At 68.1% G+C, this 26,281-nt stretch carries 19 protein-coding genes; 3 read left to right on the plus strand and 16 right to left on the minus strand.

Annotated features, from left to right (window positions below):
• Window position 1: 1 nt before the first annotated feature.
• The 8 genes from AZC_RS19975 to AZC_RS20010 form a co-directional block, all read right to left on the minus strand.
• A complete protein-coding gene (locus AZC_RS19975; RefSeq protein ID WP_012172413.1) occupies window positions 2–1,447 on the minus strand; it encodes an amidohydrolase family protein in 1,446 nt (481 codons plus the stop codon).
• Entirely contained in the window at window positions 1,444–2,469 is a 1,026-nt protein-coding gene (locus AZC_RS19980) for an ABC transporter substrate-binding protein (protein ID WP_012172414.1), read from the minus strand. The genes AZC_RS19975 and AZC_RS19980 overlap by 4 nt, the downstream gene beginning before the upstream one ends.
• A 39-nt stretch (window positions 2,470–2,508) precedes the next feature.
• Window positions 2,509–3,282 carry an ABC transporter permease gene (locus tag AZC_RS19985; protein ID WP_012172415.1) on the minus strand — a complete coding sequence of 258 codons (774 nt, stop codon included), beginning with the start codon at window positions 3,280–3,282 and terminating at the stop codon, window positions 2,509–2,511.
• A complete protein-coding gene (locus AZC_RS19990; RefSeq protein ID WP_012172416.1) occupies window positions 3,279–4,103 on the minus strand; it encodes an ABC transporter ATP-binding protein in 825 nt (274 codons plus the stop codon). Before AZC_RS19990 ends, AZC_RS19985 begins: the two co-directional genes overlap by 4 nt.
• On the minus strand, window positions 4,100–5,536 hold the full coding sequence (gene allB, locus AZC_RS19995; protein ID WP_012172417.1) for an allantoinase AllB: 1,437 nt from the start codon (window positions 5,534–5,536) through the stop codon (window positions 4,100–4,102). Before allB ends, AZC_RS19990 begins: the two co-directional genes overlap by 4 nt.
• 10 nt (window positions 5,537–5,546) lie before the next feature.
• A complete protein-coding gene (locus AZC_RS20000; RefSeq protein WP_012172418.1) occupies window positions 5,547–6,338 on the minus strand; it encodes an SDR family NAD(P)-dependent oxidoreductase in 792 nt (263 codons plus the stop codon).
• Window positions 6,339–6,401: 63 nt separating this feature from the next.
• Window positions 6,402–7,442 carry an ABC transporter substrate-binding protein gene (locus AZC_RS20005; protein WP_043880555.1) on the minus strand — a complete coding sequence of 347 codons (1,041 nt, stop codon included), beginning with the start codon at window positions 7,440–7,442 and terminating at the stop codon, window positions 6,402–6,404.
• A 29-nt stretch (window positions 7,443–7,471) separates the two neighbouring features.
• The gene (locus tag AZC_RS20010; protein WP_043879631.1) at window positions 7,472–8,227 is read right to left on the minus strand and encodes a cysteine hydrolase family protein; all 756 of its coding nucleotides are present in this window, start codon (window positions 8,225–8,227) and stop codon (window positions 7,472–7,474) included.
• Window positions 8,228–8,359: 132 nt separating this feature from the next.
• Here AZC_RS20010 and AZC_RS20015 point away from each other — a divergent pair, with 132 nt between their 5' ends.
• Window positions 8,360–9,274: a LysR substrate-binding domain-containing protein gene (locus AZC_RS20015; RefSeq protein ID WP_012172421.1), complete on the plus strand. Its 915-nt coding sequence runs from the start codon at window positions 8,360–8,362 to the stop codon at window positions 9,272–9,274.
• Between the two features lie 425 nt (window positions 9,275–9,699).
• A complete protein-coding gene (locus AZC_RS20020) occupies window positions 9,700–10,962 on the plus strand; it encodes a putative bifunctional diguanylate cyclase/phosphodiesterase (protein ID WP_052286020.1) in 1,263 nt (420 codons plus the stop codon).
• Between the two features lie 21 nt (window positions 10,963–10,983).
• Here AZC_RS20020 and AZC_RS20025 read toward each other — a convergent pair whose 3' ends face one another.
• The 5 genes from AZC_RS20025 to AZC_RS20045 form a co-directional block, all read right to left on the minus strand.
• Complete coding sequence (locus tag AZC_RS20025) at window positions 10,984–12,165, minus strand: thiolase family protein (RefSeq protein ID WP_043879632.1); 1,182 nt, start codon at window positions 12,163–12,165, stop codon at window positions 10,984–10,986.
• A gap of 515 nt (window positions 12,166–12,680) precedes the next feature.
• Complete coding sequence (locus tag AZC_RS20030) at window positions 12,681–16,136, minus strand: error-prone DNA polymerase (protein ID WP_043879633.1); 3,456 nt, start codon at window positions 16,134–16,136, stop codon at window positions 12,681–12,683.
• Window positions 16,137–16,506: 370 nt separating this feature from the next.
• The gene (locus AZC_RS20035) at window positions 16,507–18,012 is read right to left on the minus strand and encodes a Y-family DNA polymerase (protein ID WP_043879634.1); all 1,506 of its coding nucleotides are present in this window, start codon (window positions 18,010–18,012) and stop codon (window positions 16,507–16,509) included.
• A complete protein-coding gene (locus AZC_RS25970; protein WP_012172426.1) occupies window positions 17,957–18,763 on the minus strand; it encodes an ImuA family protein in 807 nt (268 codons plus the stop codon). The genes AZC_RS20035 and AZC_RS25970 overlap by 56 nt, the downstream gene beginning before the upstream one ends.
• A gap of 93 nt (window positions 18,764–18,856) precedes the next feature.
• Window positions 18,857–19,393, minus strand: coding sequence for a thermonuclease family protein (locus AZC_RS20045; protein ID WP_052286021.1), 537 nt, complete (start codon window positions 19,391–19,393; stop codon window positions 18,857–18,859).
• Between the two features lie 146 nt (window positions 19,394–19,539).
• On the opposite strand from AZC_RS20045, the gene AZC_RS20050 reads away from it, so the two are divergent.
• Window positions 19,540–20,598, plus strand: a complete 1,059-nt coding sequence (locus tag AZC_RS20050; RefSeq protein WP_012172428.1) for a sensor histidine kinase — start codon at window positions 19,540–19,542, stop codon at window positions 20,596–20,598.
• Window positions 20,599–20,649: 51 nt separating this feature from the next.
• On the opposite strand, the gene cobT is transcribed toward AZC_RS20050, so the two are convergent.
• From cobT to AZC_RS20065, 3 genes are all read right to left on the minus strand, one after another.
• Complete coding sequence (gene cobT, locus AZC_RS20055) at window positions 20,650–21,678, minus strand: nicotinate-nucleotide--dimethylbenzimidazole phosphoribosyltransferase (RefSeq protein WP_043879635.1); 1,029 nt, start codon at window positions 21,676–21,678, stop codon at window positions 20,650–20,652.
• 75 nt (window positions 21,679–21,753) lie between these two features.
• Window positions 21,754–24,933, minus strand: coding sequence for an efflux RND transporter permease subunit (locus AZC_RS20060; RefSeq protein WP_012172430.1), 3,180 nt, complete (start codon window positions 24,931–24,933; stop codon window positions 21,754–21,756).
• 13 nt (window positions 24,934–24,946) lie between these two features.
• The gene (locus AZC_RS20065; protein WP_173362980.1) at window positions 24,947–26,140 is read right to left on the minus strand and encodes an efflux RND transporter periplasmic adaptor subunit; all 1,194 of its coding nucleotides are present in this window, start codon (window positions 26,138–26,140) and stop codon (window positions 24,947–24,949) included.
• Window positions 26,141–26,281: the final 141 nt, after the last annotated feature.

Here is a 26,281-nt window from a genome sequence, read left to right on the forward strand (position 1 = left end):
GTCAGCAGCACCCGGGTTCGAAATGAGCGGCCATGGCGGCCTCCAGCGATGGCAGGGCCGCGGCGAGGTCCGCCATGCCGGCCATGCCGGCACGCATCTGGGCGAGAAGCTCGGCCCGCACCGCCCGCAGATCGATGCCGGTGATGGCACCGTCGCGCACGATGGTACGGCCACCCACGATCAGCTCTCGGATGTGGCGGGCAGTGGCGCGGGTCACGACCAGTTCGACGGCATCGAGATCGTCCCGCAGCCGGTCATCCTCCAGCCGGGCCCAGTCCAGCACCAGCAGGTCCGCCGGTTCACCGGGCGCGAGGCGACCGCCGTCCGCGCGGTTGAGGACGGAGCGGCGGCCGTTCACCAGCGCCATCTCCAGAATGGCGTTCTGTGTCACCGCCGCCTTGAAGCCGGTGCCGAGGTGCAGGAGATGCGCGAGGCGGATTTCCCGCAGCATGTCGTCGTCCTCATCCATGGCCCGGCCATCGACGCCGAAGGCCACCCGGCAACCCCGCGCCTTCATCTGGGCCACCGGACCGATGCCCGAGCGCAGATGGAGATTGGAGGACGGGTTGCTGACGATGGTGACGCCCCGCTCGGCCAGCAGAGCGAGTTCGTCAGGTCGTGCCCAGACGCAATGGGCAAGCGTCAGGCGCTCAGACAGGAGGCCGAGCGCGTCGAGATGCCGGACGATGCCGCCGGGATGGGCCTCATCCGCCCAGGCCCGCTGGTAGCGGCTTTCCAGCAGGTGCATATGCACCCGGCGTCCGGTGCGGGCCGACGCCTCGGCCACCGCTTCCAGCAGCGCATCCGAGCACCATTGGGGGCCGTTCGGCCCGTACTGGACATCGAAATCCGGCCCGCCCGCCGCTTCCGCCACCGCATCGGCCAGTTCGATGAAAGCCTTCGGCTCGAGCGACGGACGCAGGAACTGTCGTTCGATCCGGCTGCGCGCCGGCTCAGCAACGCCGCCCAGGACGGAGGCACTCGGTCCATAGACGAGCGGGTTGCGATCCTTCATCGCGATCGCGAAGCCGACCCGCACGCCCACGTCGCGGGCCGCGCGCGCCACCTCCCGCACCTCGCCTGGAAGATCGGTGAAGCCCTGCGCGCGGGTGTAGTGCATCATCACCACGCCCGCGCCGCCCAGCGCGCTGTGCGAGAGGGAGAGCGCCGCGGCAAGGTAGGGATCAACAGACGGGAAGAGGGCCAGATACGGAATCCACGCTTCCAGCGGCTTGCCGCCGGCACCGATGGAACTCGTCCGCACCGGCCGGCCGTGATCGTGGGCGTTGACGGGCGTCGGCATGACGAAGAGATCGTCCACCGGCCCCTGCGCTGCCAAGAGGGCCTCGATGCGTCCGTCCCGAAGCGTCAGGCGCTTCGGCCCAGCGGCCGCCCCCCGCGGGTCGGCCAGCAGATGGGCACAGGAGAGCGTGCGGGGCTCGCTCACGGGCCCACCTGCGGCGGCACGCGGTCGGCCTTGGGCGGCAGGAAGGCGCGGTCGAAGACCTGGGCCGGCGCGGGCTTCTTCGGCAGTTCGAAGGCTTCGGAGATCAGATTGATGGCTGTGTCCAACCGCGCGTCGCTGATGTCGCCAAGGCCGAGCTGGCGGGCTTCGGGCGTGTCGATGAGCGACTTGTAGACATAGATCAGCCGGCGCTTCTCGATGTCCTTGTTGATGAGCGGCTCCTTGGCCGCCAGCAGTGCGATAGCGGCATCCGGGTTCTCAACCGTCTCCCTGATGGAGCGGTTGATGGCGCGCAGCAGCCCCTTCACCGCCTCCGGGCTGTCGTTCGCCAGCTTCCGGGACACCATGATGCCGTTGGAATAAAGATCGATGCCGGCGTCCGAATAGAAGATCCAGCGGAAGTCCTTGTCCGGATCGAGCTTCAGGGCGACGAGGTTCATGTAGCTGGTGGCGGAGAAGACGGCGATGGAATTCACCTGGCCCTGAAGCAGCATCTGCTCCTGAAGATTGGGCGCCACCTGCGTGATGGCGATGCTGCCGTACTCAAGCCCGTTGGCCTTCGCCAGAAGGGGCAGCAGCTTGAAGGCGGCGCCGCCCGCAGGCGCGCCGAGCTTGGTGCCGGCGAGATCCTTCACGCTCTTCACCGGGCTGTCCGCTTTGGTGAGGAGGGCGAAGGGCGCCTTGCTGTAGATCATGTAGACCATGACCGGCGTTTCTGCCGGGCGCACGGCGGCGTTCTGGATCACGGCATTGATGTCGCCGAAGCCGGCATCATAAACGCCGGACATGATGCGGGTGACGGTCGCGGCCGAACCTTCGCCCTGATCGATGGTGACGTCCAGATTCTCGGCCTTGAAGTATCCCTTCTCCTGGGCCCAGTAATACCAGGCGTGGAGGCCCTGGAGCTTCCAGTCCAGCGTGAAGCGGATCTTCACCGGCTCTGCACGGGCGGCTCCCCCTGCCAGCAGGAGCGCGCCCAGGACGGCCACAAGCAATCGTTTCATCGGTCACTCCCGCAAGTTGAGCATCGCGTCGGTTGGGCTTCAGCCCATGGCGTAGTCGTCCTTGCGCCGCGCCCAGCCGATCACCCGGCCCTCGATGAGGGAGAAGATCGCGTACAGCCCGACACCGAGTAGCGCGAGCACGAGCAGCCCGGCGAAGACGAGGGGCACGTCGAAGGAGGAAGAGGCGATCATCATCAGATTGCCGATGCCGCGATTGGAGGCCACGGTTTCGGCGATCACCGTGCCGACGAAGGCGAGCGTGACGGACACCTTCAGCGAGGCGAAGAAATAGGGCATGGCGCGCGGCAGGCCGACGTTGAACAGGATGTCGAGCTTGGTGGCGCGCAGCGCCTTCATCACGTCCTCCAGTTCCGGCTCTGTGGTGGCAAGGCCGGTGGCCACGTTCACCACGATGGGGAAGAGGCTCATGATCATGGCCGTGAGCACCGCCGGCACCGTGCCAGCCCCGAACCACAGGACGAAGATCGGCACCACCGCCACCTTCGGGATGGAGGAGAAGCCGATGAGCAGCGGATAACCCGTGTCATAGGCAAGGCGCGAGGAGCCGATGACGACACCGAGAAGCACGCCGCTGACAATGCCAAGCGCAAAGCCGATCAGCGTCGTGTAAAGGGTCTGCACCGTATGCGGCCAGATGGCCGGGGCCTGAAGCCAGAGCGTGGCCAGCACCTGCGAGGGGCGCGGCAGCACGATCTCCTTGATGTGGAAGATCACGCAGGCGGCTTCCCACAGGACGAAGAAGCCGATGATGACGGCGGTCGAGGAGAGCCGGCGGCGCAAGGCGTAGCTCATGCGGAGGCCTCCACCGCGGCAGGGCTGCGGGCGGAAACGATCAGGCCACGCAGGCGCTGGGTCAGCGAGACGAAGCCGGGCTCGTAGGTCATCTCGATGGTGCGCGGGCGGGCGAAGTCCACATGGCAGTCCTCGACGATGCGGCCGGGACGGGCCCGCATGACGCAGACGCGGTTGGCGAGATAGCCCGCCTCCTTCAGATCATGCGTGACCAGCAGCACCGTGGGCCGGCGGGTCAGCCAGAGATCCTGAAGGATCGCCCACAGTTCCTCGCGGGTGAACTGGTCGAGGGCGCCGAAGGGCTCGTCCAGCATCAGCAACTGCGGATCATGGATCAGCGCGCGGCACAGGGAGGCGCGCTGGAGCATGCCGCCGGAGAGCTGCCAGGGGAACTTGTCGCCGAAGCCCGAGAGCCCCACCTGTGCCAGCAACGCCTCGGCCCGGTCGCGGAACTCGGTCTTCTTCTTGGCCCGGTACTGCTGGCGGAAGGGCGGCACGATCTTCAGCGGCAGCATGACGTTCTGCCGGATGGTGAGCCAGGGCAGCAGCGTCGGGTTCTGGAAGGCCATGCCCACACGCACCGGCTCGGCACCCACCTCGCGGCCGGCGACGAAGACATAGCCGACGGAGGCCGGAATGAGCCCCGTCACCAGCTTGAGGATGGTAGACTTGCCGCACCCGGAGGGGCCGACGAGGGCGACGAAATCGCCCTGCCCGATCTTGAGATTGGTGGTGCCGAGGGCCTCCACCATGCGCTCGCCGCGGCCATACGTGAGCCGCACGTCCTCAAGCTGGACGAAGGTGGGCGCATCCTCGTTCATGCCGCCGCCTCCGGACGGGCGGCGATGACGGCGGCCAGTGTCTCGTCCGTGTGGAGGGGGCGCGGCTCGGGCATCTGCTGGATGACATGGACGGAACGGCCGTGGCCCTTGGTGTCCGCCACCAGCGCGCGGTTCTTCATCACGAAGCGGCCGCGCACCATGGTGTGGCGTGGCAGCCCGACCACGGGCCTGCCGTCCCAGGGAGAGATCTTCGAGCGCGACTGAAGATCGGCGTCGCGCAGCGTCCAGGCGTGGTCGAGATCGACGAAGGCGAAATCGGCATCGGCGCGGGGCTGAATCACGCCCTTGCGGGGATAGAGACCCCACACCTTGGCCGGATTGACCGCGCTCCAACGCACATAATCGCAGATGGAATAGCGGCCTGCCGCTACTTCGGTCAGCATGAGCGGCATCTGGGTCTCGACGCCCGGGAAGCCGCAGTCCACGGCCCAGATGTCGGCGCGGGTCTTCTCCTCCGGCGTGTGGGGCGCATGATCGGTGGCGATCATGTCGATGGTGCCGTCGATGAGGGCCGCCCACAGGGGGGCGTCATTGGCGCTCTCGCGCACTGGCGGATTGACCCGGATCACGCCCCGGCAGCGGGCATAATCCGCTTCGCCCAACATCATGTAATGCGGGCAGGTCTCGCCCGTGATGTCCACACCGCGCGCCTTGGCATCGCGCAGCGGCCGCAGTTCGGCGGCGGAGGAGATGTGGAGGATGTGGATGCGCGCGCCCGTCCATTCGGCGAGGATCGCCGCGCGGGCCACCGCCTCCACCGCCACCACCGCGGGACGGGAGGCCAGATGGGCAAGCGGATCGGCACGCCCGCTGTCGGTGAGGCGCTGCTGGCGGCGCTCCATCACCGAATTGGTCTCGGCATGGAGGGAGATGCGCTTGCCCGTGGGCGCCACCACCTCGAAGGCCTCCAGCATCGCCCCGGTGGAGGGCGAGGGAATGCGGCCGAAGGTGTTACCCATGTAGCATTTGAAGCCGATGATTCCGGCCTCGATCAGCTCCGACACCTTCCCGATCGTATCCTCGCCCAGCACCGCATAGAGGCCGTAGTCCACATGCGCCTTTGACGCCGCAATGGCGTGCTTGGCCCTCAGGGTCTCGCCATCGGCCACCGTTGGGATGGTGTTTGGCATGTCGAAGACGGTGGTCACGCCGCCGAAGGCCGCGGCGGCCGTGCCGCTCTCGAAATCTTCCTTGTGGGTGTAGCCGGGGTCCCGGAAGTGCACGTGCACGTCGATGGCACCGGGCAGGATGTGCAGGCCGGAAGCATCGAAGGTCTCCTTCGCCTCCGGCATGGCGTCCGCCGCGCCCACCGCGACGATGGTGCCGCCGCGCACGGCAATGGAGGCCTCCAGGACCGTCTCCGGCGAGACGATCCGACCGCCGTGGATGACCAGATCCGCAGGTTCGCTCATGTCGCCCTCCTCAGAGCATGGCCCAGCCGCCATCGACCGGCATGTCGATGCCGGTGAGCTGGCGGGAAACGTCGCTGGCGAGGAACAGGCAGGCATTGGCCACGTCCTCGTCGGTGGTCACGCGGCGCAGCGCATAGTCGGCCGCGTGGCGGGCCATCGCCTCCTCCAGCGTGATGTCGAGCTTCCTGGCCATGTCGGCGCAGACCTTGTCGCGGAAGCGCGGACCGTCGACCATGCCGGGCTCGACGCAGTTCACGTTGATGTTGTGCGGCCCGACCTCCAGTGCGAAGCTCTTGGTGATGCCGCGCAGGCCCCATTTGGAGGCCGAGTAGGCCATGCGGCCCGCCCGCCCACGCATGCCGAAGGTGCCGCCCACATTGACGATCTTGCCGTAGCGCCGGGCAATCATGGTCGGCAGGACGGCGCGCATGGTGTGGAAGCAGCCGTTCATGTTGAGCGTGACGATCTCGTCGAACTCCTCCGGCGTCGTCTCCACACCCGTCTTGCCGATGGGGCCCGAGCCGCCGGCCACATTGACGAGGATGTCCACGGTGCCGAAGGCGTCCAGCGCCCGCGCGGTCGCCGTCTCGCAGGCGGCGGCATCGGTAAGGTCGCACGGCAGCACGATGGCCTCGGCGCGCCGGGCGCGCACCTCGTCGGCGATGGGGGCGATGGCGGCGGTGTCGCGGCCGATCAGCACCAGCTTGCAGCCCTCCTCGGCGAACGCGCGGGTGATGGCGGCGCCCATGCCCTTGGCGGGGCCGGTGATGATCGCCACGCGATCCTTGAGCTTGAGATCCATTTTGGATGTCCGTTCTTGTTGGGCGCCGCTCCCTTGAGGAGCGGCGCGAAGGCTTGCCGGTGCTCAGAACAGTTTCTTCGGCAGGTCGGCGACCGGGGGCAGGAAGGCAGGATCGAAGATCTGGCTCGCCTTGGGCGTGGAGGGCAGCTTGTTGGCATCGACCAGGATGTCGATGGACTGCTGCAGGCGGACGGGATCCACGTTGCCAAGACCGATCTTGGCGATCTCCGGATGGTTCATCTCCGCCTTCAGCGTGGCGTCGAACCGTTCTTTCTCCAGCGGCACCTTGATCAGCGGCTCACGCTTGGCAACCGCCGCCACGGCGGCGTCCGGGTCCTTCAGCGCATCGATCATGCCCTTGTTCAGAGCACGCAGGAAACCCTTGATGGCCTCGGGATTGTTCTTCACGAGATCGGCGGACACGATGATCCCGTTGGAATAGAGATCCATGCCGTAGTCGCCGAAATTGATGTAGCGCAGCTTGTCGTCATCGACGCCGATCAGCTTGGCCGAGAAGCGGATGGTGTTCACATAGCCGAACACGCCATCCACCTGCCCCTGCATGAGCATCTGCTCGCGCAGGTTCGGCTGCATGTTGGTGATCTTGATGTTGGAGCAGTCGATCTTGGCGAGCTTGCAGAAGGCCGGGAAGAGCTTCAGCGCGCCGTCATTGGCCGCACCACCCAGCGTCTTGCCCTCCAGATCCTTCGGCGTCTTGATGGGGCTGTCCGCCTTCACCGCGATGGTGAAGGGTGGCTGGTTGAACATGATGTAGACGGCGACCGGCGCGCCCTCCGGCTTCTTGGCGACCAGCTCGATCAGCGCGTTCACGTCGCCGAAGCCCATGTCATAGGTGCCGTTGGCAACCAGCGGCACCGCGGCGCCGGAGCCATTGCCCTGGTCGAAGGTCACGTCAAGACCCTCGGCCTTGAAGTAGCCCCGGTCCTGCGCCAGGAAGAACATGCCCTGCGGGCCCTGATACTTCCAGTTCAGCACCATCTTGATCTTGGTTTCAGCAAGCGCGGGCAGGCCAGCGAAGGCGCTGGACGCCATGCCGAGCGCGAGCCCCAGAGCGAGGCGGCGCGTCAGTTTTCCGAATGTCATCTGGAGGGTCCCCGTCTGGTTCTGGGTTGTCATTGAGGCTGGGCTTCGAGCGCGGCGATGAGGGCATCGCTCGCGAGCGTGACGCCGTAGAGCTGGCGCACGAGGAAGAGGATGGCGTCCGACACATAGGCCGGGGACACGGTGGCGCAGGCGTCCTCCACCAGCAGGCAGCCGTAGCCGCGGAAGCTCGCGTCGCAGAGCGTGGAGAAAACGCAGCGGTCAATGTTGACGCCGCTGAACAGCAGCGTGTCGATGCCGCGGTTGCGCAGGATCGAGTCGAACTCATTGTCATGGAAGCCGGAGAGCCGGTGCTTGTGCACCACGAGATCGCCGCGCTCGGGCGCCAGCGCGTCGATGGTGGCCGCCCCCCAGTCGCCTTCCACGAGGATGCGCCCGCGTCCCGAGGCGGACGGATCGCCATAGACCGGCCGCCGGCCGCTGGCGCCAGCCTTGGCGAGGAGGGGTGCGGACAGTTCCGCCCGGTCCGCCCGCACACCCCAGTTGACGAAGATCACCGGCAGTCCGGCGGCGCGCGCCGCCGCTGCCAGTGCCTTCAGGCGCGGCACGATGGCCAGAAGCGGTGCCGCATCGACACCGAGCCGGGGAAACCAGCCGTCCGGATGCAGGAAGTCGTTCTGCATGTCCACGATGACGAGGGCCGTGCGCGCGAGGTCGATCTCCGCGTCTTGCGGCGTTGCCGGAACGGCCACGGGGCGCGGCGCGGGGACGGGGCGCGCGAAGCTGAGCGTGGAAAGGCCTGCGGTGACTGAACCTGCGGAGGTCATGGGGCGCGGCTCGCGGCTGGCGGGAGGCGGCGCTCCCGAACCCCGTGAGACTACGCACGGTGGAGTGATGCTATCTATTGCCGAATATTCCACGCATTGTAGCCCAAATGGCTACAACCCGGTGGAGACGGCATGCGGCATCTCAGATTCCTGCGCTACATGGACGAAGTGGCCCGCACCGGCTCCATCCGCGGGGCGGCCGCCCGGCTCAACGTCACGCCCTCGGCCCTTAACCGGCGCATCATGGATCTGGAGGAGGAACTGGGCCTCAAGCTGCTGGAGCGGCGGGCACGCGGCGTCAGCCTCACGGCGGCGGGCGAGGTGTTCGTGAGTTACATCCGCGAGCAACTCAATGATGCCGACCGCATGCGCTCGCAACTGGAGGATCTGCGCGGGCTGCGGCGCGGCACCGTGCGCATCGCCTGCAGCCAGGCGCTGGCGCACGATTTTCTCCCCCAGCAGATCGCCGCCTTTCGCCTGCGCTATCCGCTGATGACCTTCGAGGTGATGGTGGCCGACCACGAGCACGCCATCACCCTGCTGGTGGATTATGAGGTGGACCTCGTCCTCGTCTTTCGCCCGGCCTTCATCGGCCGCCTGCGCCCGCTCATGACCCTGCCGCAGCGGCTGGTGGCGTTGATGCCGGCGGACCATCCCCTCGCCCGCAAGCCGAAGCTGCGGCTCGCCGACTGCACGGGCTATCCGCTGGCATTGTCCGAGCTCTCCACCGGAGGACGGCAGATGATCGAGGAGCGCTTGTCGCGCTCGGGCCTGCGCTTCTCGGTGGCGGCGGAGGCCAATTCCTTCGAACTGCTGCGGGGGCTCGTGGTCCATTGCGGCATGATCTCGTTCCAGATCGAGATCGGCGCGGAACCGGAAGCCATGCCGCCGGGTGTGGTTGTGCGCCCCGTGGACGAACGGGACCTGGCCGGCGCCGATCTTGTGCTCGGCCAGTTGCGGGGCCGCAACCTGCCGCTCGCCGGCGCGCAGTTCGCCGAGCACCTCTCCGGCGTGCTCCGCCAGCGCGCGGAAGCCTTGGCATCCTGACACAGCGGATCGTGCGCGCCCCTCCCTTGCCCGCAAACAGCCCGGCGCAAAGCGCGAGCGGCTCTCTGCAGAAAAGTGCTACGGCACAAGGGATCGGCGTGGCACTGAAAGGTATGCAGGCCGGAAATGAAGGACAAAGCGCACGCAGATATTGACAACATGCGTTGCCTCATGAATTCGTGCGCGTGAATCAAGGCGACGGATCCAGTTCTCCAGCTCCGCTTGTTTCAGGCGGGGGCCGGGACGAATAGAATCCGGATCACATCTGCTCCCCCTCCAGCCGTGGCCAAGGCGCCACCTGCCCGCACCTGGCGGAAATTCCCCTGCAAACGGCCGAGACCATGAAACGCAATTCCGTCTTTGACTGGTCTCCGGAACAGCGCCGGCACAGACGGGTTCGCTCCCTCCTGCTTTTCGGAAGTGGCGTGTTCGTGGCGCTGGGCGGCGGTTGGAGCGTCTTTTACGGGCTGCACGGGCACTGGGTCATGATGGCGGTCCATCTGGCGCTGAGTGCCCTCGCCATCCCCGCGCTTGCCCTGATATTCCTCGATCATGCCCGCGCGGCCGCCATCTTCATCGCCCACGCGCTTCTGCCCTTCGTCACGTGGCTTTGCCTGATCGATGCCCCGCTCGGGGACATTCAGAGATCAACGCATCTTTTCCTGCTGCCCATTGGGGTGGGGATCTTCTTCATCTTCTCGCAGGAGCGGGCCTATCTGAGATATTTCCTCCCCTGCCTCTACTTCGTGCTGTTCATCGTCTTCCAGTGTTCGGATATGGGCGTCAGCCATCCCGACCTGATGGCGCCCGAGCGCGTTCGATACGTCGGCATGTGGGTCAACGCCATAACGGCGGTGATCGCGCTCGGTGTCGTGCTGACCTTGATGCAGGTGGACATGGCCTCCTACCACCAACTCGAAGGCGAGATGCGGCGCGCCCTCGCCCGGGGGGACTTCCGCCTGCATTACCAGCCGCAAGTCGACCCGTCCCGCCGGATCCTCGGGGCGGAGGCGCTCCTGAGGTGGTTCAATCCCGACCATGGCATCATTCCACCCGCAAAGTTCATCACGCTGGCCGAGGAAACGGGCCTCATCGTGCCTCTGGGCGACTGGGTCCTCAGAACCGCCTGCGCGCAACTGGCGCTGTGGGCCGAGATCCCCGCGACCCGCGACCTCACGATCTCGGTCAACGTCAGCGCGTCGCAGTTCCGCCAGCCCGATTTCGTGCCGCGGGTGAGAGAGATCCTCGCCCACACCGGAGCCGATCCCTCCCGGCTCAAGCTCGAGCTGACCGAAAGCCTCTTCGTGCGCGACCCGGACGTGGCCGCCGAAAAGATGAGCGCCCTGCGGGACGTCGGCCTGCGCTGGTCCCTGGACGATTTCGGCACCGGCTACTCCTCGCTGCACATGCTGAGGAACCTGCCGGTGGACGAGATCAAGATCGACAAGACCTTCGTCAGCAGGATGGCGTCCGAGGAACAGGACCGCGCCATTGTCCGCCTGCTGATCGACATGTGCAGCACGCTGGGCCTGTTTCTCGTGGCTGAGGGCGTCGAGACCGAGGAGCAATATCGGCTCCTTCAGGCATGGGGCTGCGACGGCTTCCAGGGCTATCTCTTCGGCAAGGCCATGCCCGTCTTCCAGTTCAGCAGGCTCGCAGAGGCGGCATCGGCCGCCTCCACGAACTAGAGTCGGCGCCGCCTCAAGCCGTCACGCCGCTTCGAGCGCCAGCGCGATGCCCTGGCCGCCGCCGATGCACAGGGTGACCACGCCGCGCTTCACGCCGTCACGCTTCATGGCATGGAGCAGGCGCGTCACGAGGATCGCGCCAGTGGCACCAATCGGGTGGCCATGGGCCACCGCCCCGCCTTCCACATTCACGATGTCCTCCGGCAGACCAAGCTCACGGGCCACCGCGATGGGCACGGCGGCGAAGGCCTCGTTGATCTCGATCCGTTCGATGTCGCCGAGCGACCAGCCGGCATGCTGGAGCGCCTTGCGCACCGCCGGCACCGGACCGAGGCCGAAGAGACCCGGCTCCACGCCCGCAATGCCGAAGCCGGCCAGCCGTCCGAGGGGCGCAATGCCACTCTTCTCGGCAAAGGCGCGCTCGGCGACGATCATGGCCGCAGCGGCGCTGTTGAGACCCGGCGCATTGCCGGCCGTGATGGTGCCCTCGGGCCGGAAGGCGGGCCGCAGCCTGGCCAGCGTCTCGACCGTGGTGTCGGGGCGCGGCGCCTCGTCGACGCTGAAAAGCTCGATGCCCTTCCGGCCCTTCACCTCCACCGCGACGATCTCCTCGGTGAACCGGCCTTCGGCCTGGGCCGCCGCGAAGCGCTGCTGCGAGCGCGCCGCAAAGGCATCCTGCTCGGCGCGGGTGATCTGGGACCGCGCGACGAGATCTTCCGTGTGCCAGCCGGAATGGGAGCCGGAGAAGGCATCATTCAGCCCGTCCGTCAGCATGCTGTCGAGGATCTGGGCGGGGCCCATCCGATAACCCCAGCGGCCGCCATCCATGAGGTAGGGCGCCCGATCCATATTCTCCATGCCGCCGGCCACAGCCACATCATGGAGGCCGGAGGCGATCTCCAGCGCTGCAGTCACCACGGCCTGCGCGCCGGACCCGCAGACCCGATTGACGGTCATGGCGGGCACCTCCACCGGCAGCCCGCCATGGATGGAAGCCTGCCGGGCGGGGTTCATGCGGTTCCCCGCCTGGATGACATTTCCCATCACCACGGACCCGACCGCAGCCGGATCCAGCCCCGCGCGACGCACGGTTTCGCGCACCACCACGGCGCCGAGGTCGGTGGCGGGGGTGCCCTTCAGCGTGCCGTTATAGGCGCCGATGGCGGTGCGGACCGGATGGGCAATGACGATGTCTCGGGTCATGAGGACCTCCTGCAATGGGGCGGAGCGCGCCTTTCGGCACGGCGGGACGGATCGACCGGGGGTGGCCCGGCGCCGTTGGTCGGGGGCCGCTGCACAGCGGCCGATCGGGCGGCAGCTTCGCCCTGGCAAGACGCGGGCGCGCAGCCGTCGGGAAGCCGAACGGAGCCGGCGAGCCACATCAGAGCGGGCATATACCCTTATGAACTGCGCGGACTCTTCCTTTCCTTGCCTGCCGATGGAGCACGGACACCACGCGCCAACCGGTTGGCGCATCCGATGGCAACGCCTGGTCAAGCGCCGACGCCGAACGACAAAACGCCAACCGTTCGGTACGGCGACGGGCCGTCCACGCCTCGGCGTGTCACCTTCTGTCAGATAGGCGTATATACCCGCGCATCAGGGAGGTCCAGAGTTTCGCGCACATACGGCCTGTGCAGGCGCCGCACAAACGGGGGAGCACGTGCGATCTCGATGTCCCTCGCGCCCCCGAAGGCGGCGGGGGTTGGTTGGTTGCCCTAGTGGAAGTCCCGTGAGCGGGGCAGGATGCGCACGTCACGGGGATGGGCGGCCCGATGCACCGGATGGGCACCCGCCGTGCTGTCGAAGAAGTGGCCGTCCAGAACCGGCGTGCAATCCTCCACATGGCTGGCCATGAGATGCACCACGCCTTCGCGGCTGCGCTGCACCTCGCCATGCACCAGCATGAGGCGGGAGGCCATCACCGGCAGGCGCAGCGTCTCGAACAGCCGCGCCCAGATGAGCACATTGGTGATGCCGGTCTCGTCCTCCAGCGTCACGAAGATGGCGTTGCCCTTGCCCGGCCGCTGGCGGATGAGCACGATGCCGGCGGTGCGCACCTTCGCGCCCGCCCGCGCCGCCGCTGTCTGCGCACTGCTGAGCACGCCGCGCTCGGCGAACAGCGGACGCAGGAAGGCCATGGGGTGGCCCTTCAGGGAGAGGCGCGTGGTCTGATAATCCACCGCCACCTGCTCGGCCGCCGACATGGCCGGCAGCGGCAGGTCACGCTCCGCCTTCAGTTCCCCCGCGCGGGCGGCGGCAAAGAGCGGCAATTCTCCCTCCGGCGTGCGCCGCACCTCCCACAAGGCGTCCCGGCGCTCCAGTCCGAGCGAGCGCAGGGCATCGGCATCCGCCAGGAGCCGCAGACCGGCCCGCGGCAGATGCGCCCGGCGGGCGAGGTCCTCCACGCTGGAGAAGGGGCCCGAGGCGCGGGCAGCGACAATCTCCGCCGCCCAGAGCTCGCGAAACCCTTCCACCTGCCGGAAGCCGAGGCGCAAGGCGAGCCGCCCGTTCGCGGCCTCCTCGAGCGTATTGTCCCATTCGCTGGCATTGACCTCCACGGGGCGGACCTCCACCCCGTGCTCACGCGCATCACGCACGATCTGCGCCGGGGCATAAAAGCCCATGGGCTGCGAATTGAGCAGCGCGCAGGCGAACACCGCCGGATGGTGGCACTTGATCCAGGCCGAGACATAGACGAGGCGCGCGAAGGAGAGGGCGTGGCTCTCCGGAAAGCCATAACTGCCGAAGCCCTCGATCTGCTTGAAGCAACGCAGGGCGAAGTCGCGCGTATAGCCCCGCCGCACCATGCCCTCCACCATCATGGCGCGAAAACTATGGATGGTGCCGGGGTTGCGGAAGGTGGCCATGGCCCGTCGCAGGCCATTGGCCTGACGGGGCGTGAAATCGGCGGCGACGATGGCGAGCTTCATCGCCTGTTCCTGAAAGAGCGGCACGCCATAGGTCTCGCCCAGCAGATCGTGCAGTTCATTTGCCGGATGCGGCGGCGTTGGCGAGGGAAAACTCCAGTCCTCAAGGCCGGCGCGCCGGCGCAGATAGGGATGCACCATCTCGCCCTCGATGGGGCCGGGCCGCACAATGGCGACCTGAATGGTGAGGTCATAGAGCTTGCGGGGCTTCAGGCGCGGCAGCATGTTGATCTGCGCCCGGCTCTCCACCTGGAAGACGCCGATGCTGTCACCCTTGCACAGCATGTCATAGACGGCCTCATCATCCGAGGCGAGGTCCACCTCCAGCGTCTTCTCACCGAGGCCGTGCGCACGCATCAGCTCGAAAGCCTTGCGGATGCAGGTGAGCATGCCGAGCGCCAGCACATCCACCTTCATCAGGCCGAGCACGTCGATGTCGTCCTTGTCCCATTCGATGAAGCTGCGGTCGGCCATGGCAGCGTGGTGGATGGGCACGGTCTCGTCCAGCCGGTCCTGTGTCAGCACGAATCCGCCCACATGCTGGGAGAGATGGCGGGGAAAGGGCGCGCTGAGCAGCGGCTCGAGAATGAAGCGCAGGCGCGCCATCTCGGGATTGTCCGGATCGAACCCCGCCTCCTGCATGCGCCGGGCATCCATGTCGCCGGAATGGCTGCCCCAGACAAGGCCCGCGAGGCGGCTCGACACGTCTTCGGTGAGGCCGAGCACCTTCGACACCTCGCGCACGGCGCTGCGGCCGCGATAATGGATGACGGTGGCGGCGATACCCGCCCGGTGGCGGCCATAGCGGCGATAGACATATTGCATCACCTCCTCCCGCCGCTCGTGCTCGAAATCGACGTCGATGTCGGGCGGCTCGCCCCGATCCTCCGAGACGAAGCGGGAGAAGAGGAGATTATACTGGACGGGATCGACCGAGGTGATGCCGAGCAGGAAACAGACGATGGAATTGGCCGCCGAGCCCCGCCCCTGACAGAGGATGGGCGGCTCCTGCGCGCGGGCGAAGCGCACGAGGTCATGCACGGTAAGGAAATAATAAGCGAATTTCTCCTGGCGGATGAGGGCGAATTCCTCTGCCAGCAGCGCCTTCACCTTCTCCGGCAACACGGCGCCATAGCGCGCGTGCGCTGCTTCCGTGACCAGATGCTCAAGCCAATCCTGCGGCGCCCAGCCTTCCGGCACCGGCTCATGGGGATATTCATACTTCAGATCGCCCAGCGAGAAGCCGATGCGCTCCAGCAGGCACTGCGTCTCCAGAAGCGCCTCGGGGCAGGCACGGAACAGGCGCGCCATCTCGTTCGGCGTGCGGATGTGGCGCTCGCCATTGGCCTCCAGCCGGCGGCCGGCAGCCTCCAGCGTCGTGCCTTCGCGGATGCAGGTGAGCACATCGTGCAGCGGGCGCCGGTCCTCGCTCGCGTACAGGGGATCATTGGTGGCAAGGAGCGGCACACGGGCGGCAGATGCGAGGCGGCGCAGGCGCGCGAGGCGGCGGCCGTCGCTGCCGCGCCGGTGGAGCGCCGCTCCCAGCCACACCCGCCCCGGCGCTTCGGCGGCGAGCCGTGCCAGCACCGCCTCCAGCCCCTCCGGACGCGTCGGCGCGGGCGGTGGCACGAGAGCAAGGTGGCCGAAGGAGCGCACACCGGACGCCTCGGGATCCCCGCCCGCTTCAGGGGGGGCGTCTTCCGCTTCTTCCTGATCCGCAAAGTCATAGCCCACGGGGGCGCGGTGGGCCTCCTGCGGGGCGGCCGTGCTCTGCGGCATCACGATGAGCAGCAGCCCCTCCAGATGCTCCAGCAGATCCTCGAAATTCAGGATGCAGCCGCCCTTCACGGCCCTGAGGTTGCCCCTCGTGAGGAGGCGGGTGATGCGCCCCCAGGCCTTTCGATCCTCCGGATAGGCGATGATGTCCGGCGTGCCGTCGGCAAAGACGAAGCGTGTACCCACGGCGAGCTTCAGCTTCACCTCGCAGGCAGTCTTTTCTGCTTCCGTCAGTTCGGGCAGTTCGCCCCTCCTCTCCTTGGCCGCCGCCAGCGCCGCCCGCGCCTTTTCCGGCGCATCGCGCACCGCCGCATAGGCGCGGACCACTCCCGCCACCGTGTTGCGGTCGGCAATGCCGATGCCCGTCAGGCCCAGTTCCATCGCCCGCGCCACCATCTCGGCAGGATGTGAGGCGCCATGCAGGAAGGAGAAGTTGGTGGCGGCCGCCAGTTCCGCATAGCTGCTCATGGGTCTCCTCCTTTCCGTCGTTGGTTGGATGCGCCCCAGGCGCGCACGGTCCGCCCGGATCGCGCATGGCACCGCCCGCCAGGCCCCGGCCTGTCCTCAGCATCCGCTTCAATCCACTTGTGCGAGCGACCGGAATTGCCTCCATGCCGATCGTGCAAAGTCCCTTCTGGTCGCCCTCCCCCGGATCGCCGGGACAAGCCCGGCCATGACGGAAAGGAGAGGACACCGTCTGCTGGTGGGGTCGCTGCAACGAGCTCGGATCCCCCCTGCACGGCTTGTCCGGACGGGGCTTGGCTGACAGGTTGAGGTCAGCCGCGGGATTTGATGATCGCTCGATCAGGATACACGAACGATCACAATGCACGCAGCCTCAAGAGAAAAGGCCGTGAAGATACCAGAGGGGCGGGGCGCGGCCGCCTTCGTGGATGCCATGGCGGAAGATCCAGAAGCGGCGACCGCCCTTGTCTTCCACACGGTAGTAATCGCGGGGCGTCTCGGGCCGCGAGATGTCGCGCCACCATTCCTCGCCGATGCGCTCGGGGCCCTCCTGGGCGGCCACGTCATGGGTGCCGCCGCGCCAGCGGAAGCGCAAGGGTGGGCCGTCCGGCACCTCCGCCAGCACCTCGATGGGCAAGGGCGGACGGAAGAGATAGAGGGGGCGCTGCGGCGGCTCCTCCGGCTCGGGCGCAGCCCAGCTCTCCGGCGCGGCAGCCAGCGCCGGCACCGCCGCCACCGCCCGCTCGGGAATATGGGTGTCGCGCGGCACGAGGCGGCGGAAGCGCGCGCGGCCGAAGCGCATGCTCAGCCGGTCCACGAGCGCGCCGAGGTCCTCGCCCTGCTCCTCCCGGTCAAGGCCGCCCTGCGCCTGCGAAAAAGGCTCGGCCTGCGGCACCGCGAGGCGCACCAGATCAAAGCCGAAGCCGGGATCGAGCGGGTCCGCCAGCGCCTCTATGCGCAGCGCGAACAGACGCATCACCACGGCGGGGTCGCGGACCGGCGCGCCGGTTTCGATCCGCACGGTGCGGGTCTCGCCGTCGCTGCGATAGAAGCGCGCCTCGAAGCTGCGCCCGCCGAGACCGCGCGCCTCCAGTTCCGTGGCGGCGCGCTGCGCCAGTTCACCGAGCACGCCCATCACATGCTCCATGCGGCCGATGGGCTCGGCGAAGGGATGGGAGAAGAGCAGCGCGGGCGGCGCCCGGCGGGGCGTGATGCGGCTGTCCACGCGCCCGAGCAGCCGGGCGAGGCGCCAGGTGGCCTGCGCCCCGAAGCGGGCCGTGAGTGGCGCGCTGGGACGGCGGGCGATGTCGCCCACGCAGTTGAGGCCCGCCCGGCGCAAGGCGGTCTCGGTTTCCGGCGGCAAATCGAGTGCTGCCACGGGCAGGGCTCGTACGGCGGCCTCCTCGGACGCCGCGTCCATGAGCGGGGGGCCGCGGTGGAAGCGGGCGAGGGCGAGCGCCGCCTCCGGCGTGCCGGCGCAGGCAAGGCGCGCGGTGAGACCGGCGGCCGCCATGCGACGGGCGGCGTCCGCCTTGAGGCCGCCTTCGCCCCCGAACAGGTGGGGGACGCCGGTCACGTCGAGGATGAGGCTGTGGGGCGGGTTCACCGCCACCATGGGCGTATAGCGGTCGCAGGCCTCCGCGATCCGCTCCAGAAACCGCCGGTCGGCCTCGGGCGCGTGCTCCTCGACCAGAAGGTCCGGCACGCGCGCCCGCGCATCGGCAAGGGCAAGACCGGGGGTGAGGCCGAGCCGCAAGGCGGCTCTATTGGCGGCGGCGAGGCGCAGGGCGCCGCGCTCCTTCTCCACCAGCGCGAAGGGCGGCTCAGCCGAGGCGTCGCAGGGGGAGGACGGCACGCCGAGGCGGCGCAGACGATCCATCGGCAGCAGGGGGAAGTGGAGCGCCAGATAGCGCCGCCCCTCCCCCGCTCCACGTCCGGAAGCTTGCTCCATCACGATCCCACTCCACCCGCCATGGCCCGCCGGGCGGGCCGCTCTTCTGCCGTGTCAGTTCCAGATCGAGCGCCGGATGCCCCGGCGCCCCCGCCTCCAGCGGCGCGGAGGGTGCCGCACTGACGCTCCAGCGGGTCCAGGCGGCGCTCGGGCGGGCCTCCCCCCCGATCCGCAGCAGCAGCACGCTGGCGCCGGAGCCCTCCGCCGCCAGCGCCAGACGGCGGGTGGCGATGAGATCGAGGGCCCGCGGCATGCCGTGAAGCTCCACCACCACGCTGCCGACGCCCGGACAGCGGGCCGCCTCGCCCGCCGCCGCCAGAACCGCCAGCGGGTCCTCCAACACGCCGAGGATCAGTTGCGCGGGATCGAGCCCGATCTCCGCAAGGCCCGGTCCATGCAGGGCCCCGCCCTGCCGCCCGGCCTGTTCCTGCCGCAGCCAGAAGACGCCGCTGCCGAAGCGGGCCGCAAGCATGGCCGCAAAGCCCGCCGCCGCACCCACGTCCCCGGCCGCGCGGGAGAAGAATTCGTGCAGCCGACCGGTCTCCAGCCCGCCGCCCAGCGCGGCATCCACCTCCGCATGGCCGAGCGGCACGCGCCTGGCCGCGCCCTGACCTGTCCATCGCTCAAGCCCGGCCACCTCCTGCCGAAGCGCCCGGAGCTGTTCCGCCGTCGCGCTCATTTCATGTTCCCGTTTTGTTCTAAATTCTCCCTCCTGCGCGCGAGAGTCAAGCCGCTCCGACTCGCATCGGCCGCAGCATCTCCATGCAGCAACCTAGGGGTGCGCCTTGTCGGCGGTGCCTCTGGGGTGCTCCGCCCGCCAGTCCACGGGCCGCTGGAAGGGGCCGAACCAGATGCCGCGCCGGGTCACCCGCGCTTCCAGTTCGGTGGCGCGATAGGCACCATCGGCAATGGCGAGACCCGAGCTCACCATCTGCTCCCCGATGTCCACATCGCCGACGAAGCAGGTGGCGATCAGGCGGTGGTAGATGTCGAAGGCCCGCCCCCGGCAGCGGACGGCGCCCGTATCCACCTCCGCCTGGAGGGCGATGCGGGCCATCTCGCCGCAGTTCCAGAGGTGGCCCTCCTCGCCGCAGGTCTGATGCAGTTCGGGCGCATCGATGCCGGCGAGCCGCACCCGCTGGCCGCGGACGTCCAGCGTGTCGCCGTCCACGACGAAGGTGGGGCCGCTCACCTCCCGCTCGCCGCCACCCCGCCAGCGCTCGGACAGGACGGCGGCAAGCACGAACAGGCCGGCGAGGAGCGCCCCGGCCAGCACAAGATCGGTCCGGGAGAACGGATGCAGGCGCATAAGGCGGCAGTGCCGGATTCCGGTGCGACTCGTCAATCCGTGACGCTGGCGTTAACCATTCATCAACCCTGCTCAAGCAGGAGTCGGATGGAAGATCGGAGTCTGGCCAAAGCGCGCCACGACCCCGGCGCAGAAGGTTCGCGCGCATGACGCAGGCCCCGATGGATCGCGCCGCCGGCGCCGCCCCGCACAGCGGGCGCGCAGCCGAAGGCCGCGGATTCGACGAGGCCCTGGCCGAGGCGCGCCGCTCCGTGCGCTGGCTGGCCGGCGCGCTGGCGGTTTTCGTCGTCGCCTTGCTGCTGGCGCGGCTGCGCGCCTCGCTGCTGTGGCTCGCCGCCGCCCCGCTGCTGTTCGCCGCCATCGAGCTGTTCACCCTCGGCCGCACGCTGGGGCGCCTGTCGGCCGCCCGCCGCGCGGAGGCTCACGCGCAGGCCGCCCGCACCGCCGCCGCCGAGGCGGAGAATCAGGCCAAGTCCCGCTTCCTCGCCGAGATGAGCCACGAGCTGCGCACCCCGCTCAACGCGGTCATCGGCTTTTCCGAAGTGATGGCGCAGGAGGTGCTCGGCCCGCACGCCAACGCCGCCTATCGCGATTATGCGCAGGACATCCACGCCTCGGGCCGCCATCTGCTGGCGCTGGCCGATGACATCCTCGATCTGGCCCGCATCGAGACCGGCCACCGGCAGGTGCTGGAGACGGCGGTGAACCTCGGCGCCCTGGCGCAGGACTGCGCGCACATGATGCGGCTCGGCGCGGCGGAGCGGGACATCACGCTCATCGTCACCCTCAATGCCCGCCCCCGCCTGTGGGCGGACGAGCGCGCGGTGCGCCAGATGGTGCTGAACCTGATGGCCAACGCGGTGAAGTTCACGCCCGCCGGCGGCACCGTCGAGTTGTTCGTGGACAGCGATGCGGAGGGCGCGCCCTTCTGCGCGGTGGAAGACAACGGGCCAGGGCTGGCGGACGCCGAGCTGCCCCTCGCCCTCTCGGCCCACCACCGGGAAAGCCGGCTCGATCCGGCGAGCGGCCAGGGCGCAGGCCTCGGCCTTGCCATCGTGCGGGCGCTGGCGCAGATGCACGAGGCGCGGCTGGATCTTACGGAACGGGCCACGGGCGGCACGCGGGCCACCCTTTCCTTTCCCGCCTCCCGCGCGCTCGCGGCGGCGGAGGGAACCACCCCCACGCCCCTGCTGGCGGCGGAATAGCCTCAAGTCCGGCCTTGCCGCCCAGATGGATGCATCTGGGCGGACCGCCTGTTACGCCTTGTTGGAGACGCCGCCGTCGCTGAAGGTGCCCATGCCGCGATGGGTGGCGACCGCCGCCTTCACGACGCCGAGCGCCAGCGCCGCGCCCGAGCCCTCGCCGAGCCGCATGCCGAGATCGAGGATGGGCTTGAGACGAAGCTTTTCCAAGAGGCGCGCATGGGCCTTCTCGGCCGAGACGTGGCCGGCAAGGCAATGGTCGAGGGCGCTCGGGTCCATGGCGTGCAGCACGGCGGCGGCGGCCGTCACCACATAGCCGTCGAGGACCACCGGCACGCGCTCGATCCGCGCGGCGAGGATGGCACCAACCATGGCCGCCACCTCGCGCCCACCCACCCGGCGCAGGATCTCCAGCGGATCGGACAAGGCCGCGCCGTGGAAGGCGATGGCCTCGCGCACGGCAGCCACCTTGCGGTCCAGAATGTCGCCCGTGGCGCCGGTGCCGGCGCCCACCCATTCCTCCGGCGTGCCGCCATAGAGGGCGTGGCAGAGCGCCGCGGCGATGGTGGTGTTGCCGATGCCCATCTCGCCCAGCGCCAGCACGTCGGCGCCGCCGGCAATGGCCTGCATGCCGAAGGCGATGGTGGCGGCGCAGGCGCGCTCGTCCAGCGCCGCATCCTGGGTGATGTCCGGCGTCGGCAGGTCGAGGGCGAGGTCGAACACCCGCAGGCCCGCATCAAAGCTGGCGCAGATCTGGTTCACGGCCGCCTTTCCGTCCGTGAAGGCGGCGACCATCTGCTTCGTCACCGCGCCCGGATAAGGCGAGACACCCCGCTCGGCGATGCCGTGAGTGGCCGCGAACACCGCCACCATGGGCCGGTCGGCGGTTGGCATGCCCTTGGCCTGCCAGGTGGCGAGGTGGATGGCGATCTCTTCCAGTCGCCCCAGCGCGCCGGGCGGCTTCAGGAGGTCCGACTGCCGGGCCTCGGCCATCGCCCGCGCAGCGGCATCGGGGCCGGGCATGGTGGAGACGAGCTGGCGGATGTCGTCGAAAGGCAGGCCGGTGTGAGTGGGAGCGGACATGGGCACTCGGCGATCAGGCGTTGAAACGAAAGCGGCGCCGGAAGACCGGCGCCGCTTCTGAGAGGGGTGGTGCCGTCACTCCGCCGGGGCGGGGTGATCGTGCGCCGGGTCGTGGGACTTCCTACCCGAGCCGAGCGACGCCATCCAGCGGGCCAGCACATAGAAGACCGGCGTGAAGATCAGACCGAAGAAGGTCACGCCGATCATGCCCGAGAACACCGCCGTGCCGAGCGCCTGGCGCAGCTCGGCGCCGGCGCCCGTCGCCCACACCAGCGGCACCACGCCGAGGATGAAGGCGAGCGAGGTCATGATGATCGGGCGCAGACGCAGCCGGGCCGCCTCCACCGCCGCCTCGCGCCGTCCCATGCCCTGGTCCTCCAATTGCTTGGCGAACTCGACGATGAGGATGGCGTTCTTGGCGGCGAGGCCGATGAGCACGATGAAGCCCACCTGCGTCAGGATGTTGTTGTCCATCCCGCGCAGGATGACGCCACCCAGCGCTGCCACGAGACACATGGGCACGATGAGCACCACGGCCAGCGGCAGCGTCAGGCTTTCATACTGCGCCGCCAGCACCAGGAAGACGAACACCACGCCCAGCCCGAAGGCGAAGATGGCGGTGTTGCCGGCCCGCTGCTGCTGGTAGGCGAGCGTCGTCCACTCATAGGCGAAGCCCTGCGGCAGCACCTTGGCGGCGAGCTGCTGCATGATCTCGATCGCCTGACCCTGCGAGTAGCCGGGGGCCGGGCTGCCGTCGAGTTCCGCCGACGTATAGAGGTTATAGCGCGGCAGCCGGTAGGGACCGGAGATGTCCTGAACCGTGGTGAAGGAGCCGAGCGGCACCGTGTCGCCGTTCGCATTCTTCACCCGGATGCTCAGGATGTCCTTGACCTCCTTGCGGTACGGGGCATCCGCCTGCACCTGAACGCGGAACGTCCGGGAGAACAGGTTGAAGTCGTTCACATAGGTCGAGCCGATGTAGCTCTGCAGCGCGCTGAACACGTCGGAGACATTGACCTGCAGCATCTGCGCCTTGGCGCGGTCGATATCGAGATAGATCTGCGGGGTCGAGGTCTCGAAGAGCGAGTACACCTGCTGCAGGCCCGGCGTCTGCGCCGCCGCACCCATCATCGCATAGACCGCGTTGCGCAGCGCCAGCGGGCCCTGGCCGTCCCGGTCCTCGATCATCATGCGGAAGCCGCCGGCGTTGCCGATGCCGTTGACCGGCGGCGGCTGCACCACGATGAGCAGCGAATCCTGGATGGAAGCGAGCTTGCCGAACAGCTGCCGCTGGATGGCGGTGGCCGTGCGGGTGGGATCGCCGCCGCGCTGGGAGAACGGCTCCAGGATCACGAACATGGCGCCGGCGTTCGGGGCGTTGGTGAAGGTGGCGCCCGAGAAGCCGACGATGTTCACGATGTGCGCGACGCCCGGCGTACCGAGCACCAGATCCGCCGCCCGCGTCATCACCTCTTCCGTACGGGACATGGAGGAGCCGGGCGGAAGCTGGGCCGCGACGATGAGGTAGCCGCGATCCTGATCGGGGATGAAGCCCTGGGGCGTCGAGGTGAAGAGATAGCCGCCGAAGGCGACGATGCCGCCATAGACGATCAGCACCAGCGCCACGATGCGCACGAGGCGGGAGACCACGGCCGCATAGCCGTTGCCCAGCGCCTCGAAGCCGCGGTTGAAGATGTTGAAGAAGCCGACCACGGGCTTGGCGTACCAGGCTACGCGCTGTTCGCCATGGGCATGCGGCTTCAGCAGCAGCGCGCACATGGCGGGCGAGAGCGTCAGCGAGACCAGCAGCGAGAGCAGCGTCGAGCCGGCGATGGTCAGCGCGAACTGCTGGTAGAACTGGCCCGAGATGCCGGTGATGAAGGCGGTCGGCACGAACACCGACGACAGCACCAGCGAGATGGCGACAAGCGCGCCGCCCACCTCGTCCATGGTCTTGTAGGCAGCGTCACGCGGCGAGAGGCCGGAGGCGATGTTGCGCTCCACGTTCTCCACCACGACGATGGCGTCGTCCACCACGATGCCGATGGCCAGCACGAGGCCGAACAGCGACAGGTTGTTCAGCGAGAAGCCGAACAGCTTCATGATGAAGAAGGTGCCGATGAGCGAGATCGGGATCGCGAGGATCGGGATGATCGCCGCGCGCCAGGTCTGAAGGAACAGCACCACCACGATCACCACGAGGATGATGGCCTCGAAGATGGTGTGGATCACCGCCTCCACCGACTGCGAGATGAACTCGGTGGGGTTGTAGTAGATGCCGTACTTGAGCCCTTCCGGGAACACCTTGCCGAGCTCGGCCATCTTGGCCACCACCGCATTGCCGGTGGCGAGCGCGTTCGAGCCCGGACGCTGGAAGACGCCAAGCGCGATGGAGTTGTACTTGTCGAGATAGGAGGTGGACGAATAGTCCTGCGCCGAGATCTCGACCTTGGCCACGTCCTTCAGGCGCACCAGCGCGGTCGCCGTCTGCTTGATGACGACGTTGCCGAACTCCTCGGGCGTGGACAGACGGCCGAGCGTGCGCACGGCGATCTGGAACGCGCCCGGATTGGAGACCGGGGGCTGGTTCAGCACGCCCGAGGCCACCTGGATGTTCTGCGACTGGAGGGCGCTCACCACCTCGGCGGCGGTGAGGTTCAGCGTCTGGAGGCGCTGCGGATCGAGCCACACCTGCATGGCATAGTCGCGGCTGCCGAACACCGTGATGGAGCCGACGCCGTCGATGCGCGAGAGCACGTCCTTGATCTGGACGTTGGCGTAGTTGGAGATGAACAGGCCGTCGCGCGAGCCGTCAGGCGAATAGAGGCTGACGACCATCAGGATGTCCGGCGAGCTCTTCGCCGTGACGACGCCGATCTGCTGCACTTCGGAGGGCAGACGCGGCGAGGCGATGGCCACGCGGTTCTGCACCTGCACCTGCGCGATGTCGAGATTGGTGCCGAGGTCGAACGTCACCGAGATGGTGAAGCGGCCGTCCGCGGAGGAGTTGGAGGAGAGATAGAGCATCCCCTCCACGCCGTTGATCTGCTGTTCGATCGGCGCCACCACCGTGTCGGCCACCGTCTCGGCGCTGGCGCCGGGATACTGGCCGCTCACGGTGATCACCGGCGGGGCGATGTCCGGATACTGCGCCACGGGGAGGCGCAGATAGGACACACCGCCCAGCAGCATCACCACGATGGAGATGACGAAGGCGAAGATCGGCCGGTCAATGAAGAAATGAGAGAAGCGCATGGGGGATCGCTCCTCACTTCGCCGGGGCGGCGGCGTTACCGTTCTGGGCGCCGGCGGGAGCCGGAGCAGCGGGCTTTTCTTCCTGCGGCGTCACCTTGACGCCCGGACGCACGCGCATCAGGCCGTTCACCACCACCACATCGTCCGCCGTGAGGCCGGACTTCACCGCGCGGCGGCCGTCCACCACCGGGCCAAGCTCCACGAACTTCATGGCGATCGTGTTCTCGGGGCCGACCACATAGACGAACTTGCGCACCTGCTCGGTGCCGATGGCGGTATCGGGAACGGTCAGTGCCTCATAGGGCTTGCTGGCGGCCACGCGGATGCGGGCGAACATGCCCGGCTTGAACAGGCCGTCCGGATTGGCGAACACGGCACGGCCGCGGATGGTGCCGGTGGCGGTGTCCACCACGTTGTTCAGGAAGTCCATCTTGCCGTGATGGGCAAAGGTCTTCTCGTCCAGCAGCTTGAGGTCCACCGGCGCGCCGTCGTTGGCGCCCGTGCCGCTGTTCTTGTAGCGCAGCAGCGAGCCTTCATCGAAGGTGAACTCGAAGCGGATCGGATCCTGCGACACGATCACCGCGAGCAGGGTCGGCGTGCCGGCACTGGCGCCGATCACATAGTTGCCCACCGACACGCGCCGGTCGCCGATGCGGCCGGAGATGGGTGCAGTGAGCTGCGTGAACTCGAGATCGAGCTGGGCCGAGGCCACGGCAGCTTCCTGCGCCTGGAGCGTGGCGGCGGCGGTCCGCTCGGTCTGGGTGCGCTGGTCGAAGGTCTGCTTGGAGATGGCCGTCGAATTGCGGTCCTGGAGCAGCGTCTTGGCGCGCTCAAGGTCGGTCTGCGCATAATCGAGATTGGCCTGCGCCTGGGCGAGGTTCGCCTTCGCCTGATCGAGCGCGATCTTGAACGGGCGCTGGTCGAGCGTGAACAGCGGATCGCCCTTCTTCACCAGCTGGCCGTCGGTGAACTGGATCTCCGAGAGATAGCCGGACACGCGGGCGTGCACGTTCACCTCATCCATCGCCACGAAACGGCCGACATACTCATCATAGTCGGTGATCGTCCTGGGCTGCGGCTTGGCGACCGTCACGGCCGGAGGCGGCGGCGGGCCACCCTGCTGCTGCTGCGGCTGGCCACAGGCGGCAAGCGAAAGAAGGGAGACTGCACCGAGAGCCTTGAGCGGAAGGCGGGGCAACACAAACATCAAGGGAGCTCCAACAGAGCGCCGCGAGGGGCGGTCAATTTCTCGGAACGACGCCTCCCGCAACTGACGAGCCATTCCTTCGGGAACGGTCGATAGCACAGCTTCCTGCAATGCAAAATGCCCCGCGGGCGCATCAGATGC

This window comes from Azorhizobium caulinodans ORS 571 (assembly GCF_000010525.1).
Taxonomy (GTDB): Bacteria; Pseudomonadota; Alphaproteobacteria; order Rhizobiales; family Xanthobacteraceae; genus Azorhizobium; species Azorhizobium caulinodans.

What these genes read in the sequence shown, in the direction of transcription:
- AZC_RS20035 (WP_043879634.1), bottom strand. Translation starts at nt 18,012, where the DNA reads ATGGATCGTCTGCGCCGCCTCGGCGTGCCGTCCTCCCCCTGCGACGCC.
- AZC_RS20030 (WP_043879633.1), bottom strand. Translation starts at nt 16,136, where the DNA reads ATGAGCAGCTATGCGGAACTGGCGGCCGCCACCAACTTCTCCTTCCTG.
- AZC_RS20045 (WP_052286021.1), bottom strand. Translation starts at nt 19,393, where the DNA reads ATGCGCCTGCATCCGTTCTCCCGGACCGATCTTGTGCTGGCCGGGGCG.
- AZC_RS20065 (WP_173362980.1), bottom strand. Translation starts at nt 26,140, where the DNA reads ATGTTTGTGTTGCCCCGCCTTCCGCTCAAGGCTCTCGGTGCAGTCTCC.
- AZC_RS19990 (WP_012172416.1), bottom strand. Translation starts at nt 4,103, where the DNA reads ATGAACGAGGATGCGCCCACCTTCGTCCAGCTTGAGGACGTGCGGCTC.
- AZC_RS19980 (WP_012172414.1), bottom strand. Translation starts at nt 2,469, where the DNA reads ATGAAACGATTGCTTGTGGCCGTCCTGGGCGCGCTCCTGCTGGCAGGG.
- AZC_RS20060 (WP_012172430.1), bottom strand. Translation starts at nt 24,933, where the DNA reads ATGCGCTTCTCTCATTTCTTCATTGACCGGCCGATCTTCGCCTTCGTC.
- cobT (WP_043879635.1), bottom strand. Translation starts at nt 21,678, where the DNA reads ATGTCCGCTCCCACTCACACCGGCCTGCCTTTCGACGACATCCGCCAG.
- AZC_RS20025 (WP_043879632.1), bottom strand. Translation starts at nt 12,165, where the DNA reads ATGACCCGAGACATCGTCATTGCCCATCCGGTCCGCACCGCCATCGGC.
- AZC_RS20005 (WP_043880555.1), bottom strand. Translation starts at nt 7,442, where the DNA reads ATGACATTCGGAAAACTGACGCGCCGCCTCGCTCTGGGGCTCGCGCTC.
- allB (WP_012172417.1), bottom strand. Translation starts at nt 5,536, where the DNA reads ATGAGCGAACCTGCGGATCTGGTCATCCACGGCGGTCGGATCGTCTCG.
- AZC_RS25970 (WP_012172426.1), bottom strand. Translation starts at nt 18,763, where the DNA reads ATGAGCGCGACGGCGGAACAGCTCCGGGCGCTTCGGCAGGAGGTGGCC.
- AZC_RS20050 (WP_012172428.1), top strand. Translation starts at nt 19,540, where the DNA reads ATGACGCAGGCCCCGATGGATCGCGCCGCCGGCGCCGCCCCGCACAGC.
- AZC_RS20010 (WP_043879631.1), bottom strand. Translation starts at nt 8,227, where the DNA reads ATGACCTCCGCAGGTTCAGTCACCGCAGGCCTTTCCACGCTCAGCTTC.
- AZC_RS19985 (WP_012172415.1), bottom strand. Translation starts at nt 3,282, where the DNA reads ATGAGCTACGCCTTGCGCCGCCGGCTCTCCTCGACCGCCGTCATCATC.
- AZC_RS20015 (WP_012172421.1), top strand. Translation starts at nt 8,360, where the DNA reads ATGCGGCATCTCAGATTCCTGCGCTACATGGACGAAGTGGCCCGCACC.
- AZC_RS20000 (WP_012172418.1), bottom strand. Translation starts at nt 6,338, where the DNA reads ATGGATCTCAAGCTCAAGGATCGCGTGGCGATCATCACCGGCCCCGCC.